Genomic DNA, 8,875 nt, shown 5'->3' with positions numbered 1-8,875 from the left:
TTGTAAGTAAATCATGGTGGTGTGGGAACAGTTGGGTTGTTATTTAATCCTTCCGCCTGAGAACATTGTAGAAATTTAATGCGACTGGCAACAGTAGTATCTACCACACCCTAACTAGGAAAATTGCCGTACTTTCAATCAAGAATAAAATGAAATTGATTATAAAAGTTTTTTTGCTATCGCTAGTTATTTCGCTGTTAATTAAAGATATATTGCCAAATTTCTCCATCCCAGCCACAACAACTACAGTCTTAATTATTGTTTTATTACCCACAATAGTATTAGGGTTTATCCTGCTTTGGCGAATGCAGCGACATGAAAAAATTACTAACTAGTAGCACATAAATCAAACTTATATATTATGTACATTCTCTGGAATATGTTTAATTAGCACTGAATCTAGAGTAAAACAGTATCATTTGTGAGTAATAAATCATACTTTGAAATATATTCTTTTTCGATCTATGCTCAAATTGCTGGGTTCAAATTGCTGAGTTCAAATTACTGAAACTAGCTAAAGTAGCTTGAATATCTATCTTACTCCCAAGAAAAAATTGGGGGACTGCTTTTCCAGCAAGCATTTTAGCTTAGTGAGTAAAATCTGCTGATTTCATCTACTGCGAGGAGTTTAATACTTTTGCTGCGCTTACACCCACAGTACCTAGAATACGCTATGACTACGCTAATTGCTAGGCGTTAACACTGTACAGCCTTGATCTATTTTGTTCGCAAAGCGTGTCCGTAGGACATCTTTTTACTTTTTACTTTTTACTTTTGAATTTCCCCTGTGGGACACTCACATCAAAACCTGGGAGACTGGCGTGAATTTAGGTCAATGGATTGGCTTAATTGCCATACTTTTATCTTTATATATACTGTGGCAAATTCGAGAAGTACTTTTGCTAATGTTTGCTGCGGTGGTAATTGCTACCACTTTAAACCGACTGGCAAAATATTTGCAAAGTTTGGGACTTAAACGGGGATTCTCTGTATTTTTATCAGTAATTATCTTTTTTGGAATTATTATTGGTTTTTTCTGGCTGATCGTACCGCCATTTGCAGATCAATTCCAAGAATTGACTAGTAAGGTTCCCCAAGGTATTGCGCGTTTTAATGCTTGGTTGGATGAGCTAGAAACTCAAATTCCCCGCCAATATAGTGATTACATACCCGATATCAATCGATTATTAGAACAAGCACAACCTTTTATCGAACGTGTTTTAGGAAGTTCTTTTGCTTTTGTTTCCGGTTCTTTGGAAGCTTTGCTTAAAGTTCTTTTAGTATTAGTGTTAACGGGGATGTTATTAGCTAGCCCCTTATCTTACCGTAAAGCCTTTATTCGTTTGTTTCCTTCCTTTTATCGCCGCAAAGTAGATGGAATTTTGAATGAATGTGAGGATTCTTTACAGGGGTGGGTATCCGGTGCATTTATTGCAATGTGTGTAGTGGGATTGATGAGTGTCATTGGTTTGTGGGCTTTGCAAGTTCCTGCTGCCTTGGCTTTGGGGGTTTTAGCGGGATTTTTAAATTTGATTCCCAACTTGGGTCCCACTATGAGCGTCATTCCAGCAATGGCGATCGCATTATTAGATGCACCCTGGAAATCATTTGCTGTTTTAATTTTATATTTTGTGATTCAGCAGGTTGAAAGTAATTTTTTGACGCCGGTGGTAATGGCGCATCAAGTTTCTTTATTACCAGCAATTACTTTAATTTCCCAATTATTTTTTGCTTACTTTTTTGGTTTTTTAGGTTTATTATTAGCGCTTCCCTTAACAGTTGTTGCCAAAATTTGGATGACACAGGTTTTAGTTGTAGATGTTTTGGATAAGTGGGGACAGAAATCACATCCAGAAACCGAGATTGTTATAGTGGCGGATAAATCCCAGGTGGATGAGATTATTGAAAAAACCCATGAAAAAACTCATGAAAAAAATAATGTATCTTCAGATCAAGATCTAAGAAATAATGACTTTCCAGAAGAAGATTAGCCAGATCAGCAAAGAACATAAGTCTTAGTACCGCTACGCGGAAATCAAAAGTAGTGTTTTTTTAGTTTTGACGTTTCATAAATGGGTGCTTTATTTCCGCCGCGATGTATTACATATTCTAAGTTTGAACGAAAAAATTATCCTTATTGGACAAAAGAGCGATCACATAAAACTAATAATTGTTAAATAATCACTGTTGTTTGGGGTCATAGTAACGATTCTCCACTGTCTATAATTTTTCTAGAATAGCTTAAGAGAAAAACATGGATTTATCTGCTAAACAGCGTGAACAATTACAAGGTGCTTTAATTGATGCTTTCCCTAATAAGGTATCACTAGAGCAAATGCTATCTTTTAATACAAATAAAAAGTTAGACGTAATTGCTGGAGGAGATAATTTACAGGAGATTGTTTTTAACTTAATAAAAAAAGCGGAAGCTGAGAACTGGGTCAAATATTTAATTGATGCTGCACATAAGTCAAACCCTGAAAACTCCCACTTAAAAACTATTGCTATTTTTTATATAAATAACGAAATAAGTTTAGAGGAAAGTAAGTTACCAAAAAATATACCCACCACCGGCTTCAAAGCGTCTGAAGTAGGAGTCGATTACACTAAACTAGCTCAATTGCTTGGTACCAAGAATTTTAAGGCTGCCAATGACGAAACGGTTGAAAAGATGCTTTGGGTCTCTGGACGAGAAAAAGAAGGTTATTTGAGGGCACAGGATATAGAAAATTTTCCAGAGAAGGACTTGCTTACAATTGACAAACTTTGGTTGGCTTCCAGTGGCGATAAATTTGGGTTTAGTGTACAAAAGCAAATCTGGATTGAGTTGTGTGACAAGCTGGGACGGACTGATTGGAAAACCTATCTACAGTTCATTGAACGCGTTGGCTGGAAAGTAAAGGACTCTATTTTTGAGAATCTTAGGTGGGAACTACGGGCTGTAGAGGGACATTTACCTATTGCGATTGCTTCGACACATTTAGATGTATTAAAAAAGGAATTTCCGCAAGTCGATCAAAGTGTTGAAGGTGAGTTTTATCGTGATCTGAGTCGTTTATTTGATGACGGAAATCATCGAGATCCGACAGACATGATGGAAGGAAAATTGAGTATATTGAAGTATATATTAGGCGAATTTTGTGGTAGCGATCTGAAGTTTGCTCAATACGAAACGTCTGTCTCTCGCCTTTTTCTGACTATGTATCCGAAATCTATTCTTGAGCGGCTAATGAATGATGATGAGCGCCAGGTTTCCCAAAGGATAGGTAAGCCTGAGGAACAAAAGCAAAAGCGTAAGGTTGCAGAAGAAATACTTGAAAAAGAAGAACTTGCACAATTAAGTTCATCGTATAAAAAGCTAGCAAAAGAAATGGAATGGAATGAGATGGGAGGAATGGCAAACACCCTGGGAATGCTAATGGTGGCATTGGAAATATTGAAATTACGACGAGACTGAATTTTCTGACCCACATAAATTCCAGACTTTAACAGGTTGTTGATACAGCTTTTCGTAAATATTTATTATTAAAAAATATTTCTACAAATTCATAGACTTTGAAGCAATTTTGATTCCTATTGGGTAGGATTGCACAAGCTATAAAGTTTGAACTGAAACTTTTCCAGGGCTTTTTAATCCATAAAGAAACACCTTTACGGCATTCGTGATTCGTGACGAGTTAGTTTGAACTCATGATTATTGCAGCGAGTGGTGGTGTGATAGCAATATCCGGGTTTGATTTCACGTGGTTTTCGAGACATATGGAAGCAATGAGGATGTTGGTACCTAATATATCTTGGATCCCCCTAAATCCCCCTTGGAAAGGAGGAATTTTGACTTTTCCAGCTTTTTAAGGGCTTTACGGGGATCCCAATAATGATTACGGGAACAAATAATATAGCACTACATAATTTGACTTTTGACTTATGTCCTGCGGACACGCTATGGTAATAGCTTTTGACTTTTAAATATTACACCTGCTGGAAATCTATCTCTTCAATTATTTCCAAAGCATAAAAAAGCGCAGCATCCGCATCGGTAAGCGTAGTACTACCATTCTCAAGTAGACGCTTATTAACAACTTTCCAGGCATTTGGATGACTTTCCCTGAACTTTGTTAACTGATCGAAAACTGAGCGTAAGTCGGTATGCAGATCTTGTTTATTTTCCATATCTCACCCTCCGTTGTTTGTTGCGCGATGTGACCGTTAGCGCCTTTAAAGTACTGCCACAACAGGTTATTGGCTTGTGGTCGTAGAGTTCCAAGATGTTATTTTAGGGTAAACATTTTATCCTTCATCTTTATTAAAGGGTATTTTAATGCTTATGCTCAGCTTCTAATCGCAATAGTTGCATTTTGTTTCCCCTTGATTTTGAAATACTTTTCAAAAGGGGGTAAACAGTCAAAGTCCCCCTTCCCAAGGGGGATTTAGGGGGATCTAATTCTGTGGAAAAAGTAAGAACAGTCAAAGTACACCTTCCCAAGGGGGATTTAGGGGGATCTAATTCTGTGGAAAAAGTAAGAACAGTCAAAGTACACCTTCCCAAGGGGAATTTAGGGGAATCTACTTCTGTGAAAAAGTGAGAATAGTCAAAGTCCTCCTTCCCAAGGGGAATTTAGGGGAATCTACTTCTGTGAAAAAGGGGGGAACAGTCAAAGTCCACCTTCCCAAGGGGAATTTAGGGGAATCTACTTCTGTTGAAAAGGTGGGAACAGTCAAAGTCCCCCTTTCCAAGGAGAATTTAGAGGAATCTACTTCTGTTGAAAAAGTGAGAACAGTCAAAGTCCACCTTTCCAAGGGGAATTTAGGGGGATCTTAAAATCAAACAATAGTGCAAATAAATTCTAAAGTAGGGTATATTACGGCAAAATAAGGATTTAATAGTTGGAATAATTCAGAATTTGCCGTAACGCACCATCTTAAGTCGGTGCGTTAGACCTGTTAAATTTATTATTAATAAAGTCAGGTATAGTAATTGGTCTAACACACCCTACAACAATTTTTTTATTTATAAACACCTTCTCAGACTTAAATTTTCAAAACCTTAGCCACAGTTTGCACATCTTTGTCACCCCTACCAGAACAATTGATCACAATACGGGGACTACCTTCCAATTGAGGACAAAGTTTTTCTAGATAAGCGAAAGCATGAGCGGTTTCTAATGCAGGAATAATTCCTTCTAATTCGGATACCAGTTGAAATGCAGCTAATGCTTCCTTGTCGGTAACGCTATAGTACTCAGCACGACCAACATCTTTTAAGTAACTATGTTCCGGTCCCACACCAGGATAATCTAAACCTGCACTAATGGAATGGGCTTCTAATACTTGTCCATCATCATCTTGGAGCATGTAACTCATTGCTCCTTGGAATACACCAATTCGTCCTTGGGTTAAAGTTGCTGCATGTTTGGAAGTCGCTACACCTTCACCTGCTGCTTCCACACCAATTAACCGCACCGATGGTTCATCAATAAACTCATGAAATAGTCCGATCGCATTCGAACCACCACCCACACAAGCAATTAAAATATCTGGTAAACCATTCCATTTCTCAGCAGCTTGGACGCGAGTTTCTTGACCGATAATTGCATGGAAATCCCTCACCATCATGGGATAGGGATGAGCACCTGCTACAGAACCAAGAATGTAATGGGTGGTTTCCACATTAGTTACCCAATCTCTCAGCGCTTCGGAACATGCATCTTTCAAGGTTCCACTTCCTGCTGATACTGGATTAACTTTAGCTCCCATTAAACGCATGCGAAATACATTTAGGGCTTGACGTTCCATGTCATTAATACCCATGTGAATGACGCATTCCAAACCAAAACGGGCGCAAACTGTAGCCGTAGCAACTCCATGTTGACCGGCTCCGGTTTCAGCAATAATTCGCTTTTTCCCAATACGCTTTGCTAGTAGTACTTGAGCTAAAGCATTATTTATTTTATGAGCGCCAGTATGATTTAAATCTTCACGCTTTAAGTATATTTGTGCCCCTGTACCATCAGGTTTCGCATAATGCTGAGTCAAGCGTTCGGCAAAATATAAAGGACTGGGTCTTCCGACATAATCCCGTAATAAATCTTGCAGTTCTGCTTGAAAACTTGGATCTTGGCGATATTTTTGATAAGCTGCCTCTAGTTCGCTGAGTGCAGGCATCAAAGTTTCAGGGACATACTTACCGCCAAATTTTCCAAATCTTCCGTTGTGTTCGGGAAGTTGTTGTGTAGAGGTATTAATATCCGGAGTACTGACCACTGGTTTTATATCCTTTAGTTAAGTGTTTATTGTTGAGACAGCGCTGTCCTAGGGGTTACCCATGATCAATTGCGTGAGAAACCCGAAGGGTAATTGTTAATATATGGCTGTTATAGCAATCTTAAATCATTTATTTTCAGTAATATAGCGGCTTATACTTGACTAGAATACATCTGTTTCCAAACCTAGAAATGCTTTCATCGAAAATGCATCTCAATTTTCCCCAACGAACGGTTACATCATAGCTATAGCTACACCACCTTAGCTACAGAGAGAGTGTACCCCACTCAACCAAGAACCTCCATATAACTCAATCTAGACGAATAGAATGTGCTTTGAACATTCCCGATTACGTAATGCTTCGGCAAAATAACATGGGGTTAAAATGAAGAGAAGCATAAACACAGATAATTATCCGGATACTTGTAGTTACATTATTGAATAAAAATCTAATTGCGTTTACGTAAGAATTATTACTTAATAGGGATATGAGCTATATAGTTAATATACGGCTTACGACAGTAGGGGATAGCTCAATTGTTAACATTGTTGCCAGTATTCTTTTAACTTTATGTTGTTTATGTATAAATTATATTTTGGAATATTATATCTCCATAATAAAAGAAAACTATTTTTGTCTGGATTCTGGGAAAAATTAGCTTAAGAAAATGTAGCCAAACTAAAGACAGCTACTGATTCATGAATTACGCTGAGAACATACCCTGTTCCTAACAAAAACTGCTGGCGATCGGCACAATGACTGTAGGTGTAATTGCTATAAGTGAGGGGGTAGAGAGTACATAGTAGTTACCATTGAATACAAGCTATTATTTAATCAATGTAACTTGATGTATAAATTTTAATGACTTTTAAAAAATGTGACCTTAAAAAAGAGATGTAAATTTACTAACTAGTTTTATGCTCAAATACTTTGCACAAAATTACTTGCATCAAATTACACTAAATTCATACATTAAATTAAAAAGTAAAAGTAAAAAACTAAAACAAATAATCATATATGAATCTCCATGATTCCCAAGAAGATGAATTAAGATTAATAAAATTAAACCAGCGGCTACAAAAAGAGATTGAAACCCGCAAATTGCTGGAACAAAAGTTACGTACTTCAGAAGCTCAAATGCGTGCCATATTTGAGGCGATGAGTGATATTGTACTTGTAATTAGTATTAACAATGAACTACTACGAAATGTTGAAATAATACCAACCAATAATCTTTGTTTACATAAAAATCAAACAGAATTAGTCACTCAAACAGTAGAGCAATTTTTTCAAGGAGAAAATACTCGAATATGGTTGGAAAAAGTTTTACAGTCTCTCAATACACAACAAATCGTTAATTTTGATTACAGCTTATCTTGGGATAATGAAGAATATTGGTTTGCTGCTAGTATTTCTCCAATTTCTAATAGTCAAGTATTGTGGGTAGCAAGAGATATTAGTGAAAGACAAGCTGCACTACGGGAACGCAAACGAGTAGAAGAAGCTTTAAAAAAATCGGAAGCACAGGAAAGACAAAAAGCACAAGAACTAGAAAAAACTCTTTCTGAATTAAAAATCACCCAAGCACAACTTTTACTTTCCGAAAAAATGGCCTCTCTGGGGAGTTTAGTTGCAGGTATAGCTCACGAAATTAACAATCCTACCAATTTTATCTACGGTAATATTGAACCAGCAAAAAACTATGCTGAAGATTTGCTACAACTTATTTCCCTTTATCAACAGCATTATCCCCAAGCGAATGGAGAAATTAGTCAAAAAATTGAAGAAATCGATCTAGATTTTATTGCTGAAGATTTCTTTGAACTGGTCAATTCAATGAATACAGGTGCAATCCGAATTCGTAGAATTGTTGAGTCATTACGAAAATTTTCCCATTTAGATGAGGCTAACAGCCAACTAGTAGATATCCATACAGAAATTGATAACACTTTATATTTATTACAGCATCGGTTACAGCAAACATCCAGTAGTTTTCAAATTCGTATTCTGAAGAAATATACCGAACTTCCAAAAATCGAGTGTTATCCTTCCCAGTTGAATCAAGTATTTATGAATATACTGGCTAATGCGATTGATGCATTAGAAGAAAAGAATCATAAAAAAGCAAAGCTTTCTCCAAAATTGCTTTCAAGCTTGAATATAGATAATACAGATGTGTCAGTGCAAACAAGTGTAGAAATATCCTCAATTCCTACAATTGTTATTTGTACAGAGATTATTAATTCAGAAAAAGTATGCATCCGTATAATTGATAACGGAATTGGAATGACAGAAGAAGTAAAGAAATGTATCTTCGACCCTTTCTTCAGTACCAAATCAGTTGGGAAAGGTACTGGTATGGGTTTATCGGTTAGCTATCAAATTATTGTCGAAAATCATCACGGACAATTGAAGTGTGTATCTACTCGGGAAGAAGGTACTGAGTTTCTTATCACTATTCCAATTGGACAATAAGTATTTTATTTACTGATTTATTCACTAATTCTGTTAATTAACCCTTAAATCACCAAAACCCAGTCACAATTGCAACTGGGCTCATGGTAGAGATAAAAAGGAAGTGGGATAGTCCCCATCTGTTACATATAGAACTTC

The 8,875-nt window shown here is 36.7% G+C and carries 7 protein-coding genes; 5 read left to right on the top strand and 2 right to left on the bottom strand.

The window, feature by feature from the left end; all coding sequences use genetic code 11:
* Positions 1-821: 821 nt before the first annotated feature.
* The 3 genes from QNJ50_RS27795 to QNJ50_RS27785 all read left to right on the top strand — a co-directional run bounded on the left by QNJ50_RS27795 (position 822) and on the right by QNJ50_RS27785 (position 3,852).
* A complete protein-coding gene (locus QNJ50_RS27795; protein WP_300642214.1) occupies positions 822-1,991 on the top strand; it encodes an AI-2E family transporter in 1,170 nt (389 codons plus the stop codon).
* Positions 1,992-2,254: 263 nt separating this feature from the next.
* Entirely contained in the window at positions 2,255-3,457 is a 1,203-nt protein-coding gene (locus QNJ50_RS27790; protein ID WP_300642212.1) for a GUN4 domain-containing protein, read from the top strand.
* 233 nt (positions 3,458-3,690) lie between these two features.
* Positions 3,691-3,852 carry a hypothetical protein gene (locus tag QNJ50_RS27785; RefSeq protein ID WP_300642209.1) on the top strand — a complete coding sequence of 54 codons (162 nt, stop codon included), beginning with the start codon at positions 3,691-3,693 and terminating at the stop codon, positions 3,850-3,852.
* 117 nt (positions 3,853-3,969) lie between these two features.
* Here QNJ50_RS27785 and QNJ50_RS27780 read toward each other — a convergent pair whose 3' ends face one another.
* A complete protein-coding gene (locus tag QNJ50_RS27780; protein WP_300642206.1) occupies positions 3,970-4,170 on the bottom strand; it encodes a hypothetical protein in 201 nt (66 codons plus the stop codon).
* Between the two features lie 409 nt (positions 4,171-4,579).
* Between QNJ50_RS27780 and QNJ50_RS27775 the strand changes: the two genes are divergently transcribed.
* A complete protein-coding gene (locus tag QNJ50_RS27775) occupies positions 4,580-4,819 on the top strand; it encodes a hypothetical protein (protein ID WP_300642203.1) in 240 nt (79 codons plus the stop codon).
* Positions 4,820-5,028: 209 nt separating this feature from the next.
* On the opposite strand, the gene trpB is transcribed toward QNJ50_RS27775, so the two are convergent.
* Positions 5,029-6,261 (bottom strand): tryptophan synthase subunit beta, encoded by a 1,233-nt coding sequence (trpB, locus tag QNJ50_RS27770; RefSeq protein WP_300642199.1) that lies wholly within the window; start codon positions 6,259-6,261, stop codon positions 5,029-5,031.
* A 1,018-nt stretch (positions 6,262-7,279) separates the two neighbouring features.
* Between trpB and QNJ50_RS27765 the strand changes: the two genes are divergently transcribed.
* Positions 7,280-8,737 (top strand): ATP-binding protein, encoded by a 1,458-nt coding sequence (locus QNJ50_RS27765; protein ID WP_300642196.1) that lies wholly within the window; start codon positions 7,280-7,282, stop codon positions 8,735-8,737.
* Positions 8,738-8,875 lie beyond the last annotated feature (138 nt).

This window comes from Mastigocoleus sp. MO_188.B34, from assembly GCF_030065675.1.
Lineage (GTDB): Bacteria > Cyanobacteriota > Cyanobacteriia > Cyanobacteriales > Nostocaceae > Mastigocoleus.
Note: the sequence above shows the minus strand (reverse complement) of the source record. Positions and strands in the feature narration are given on the sequence as shown.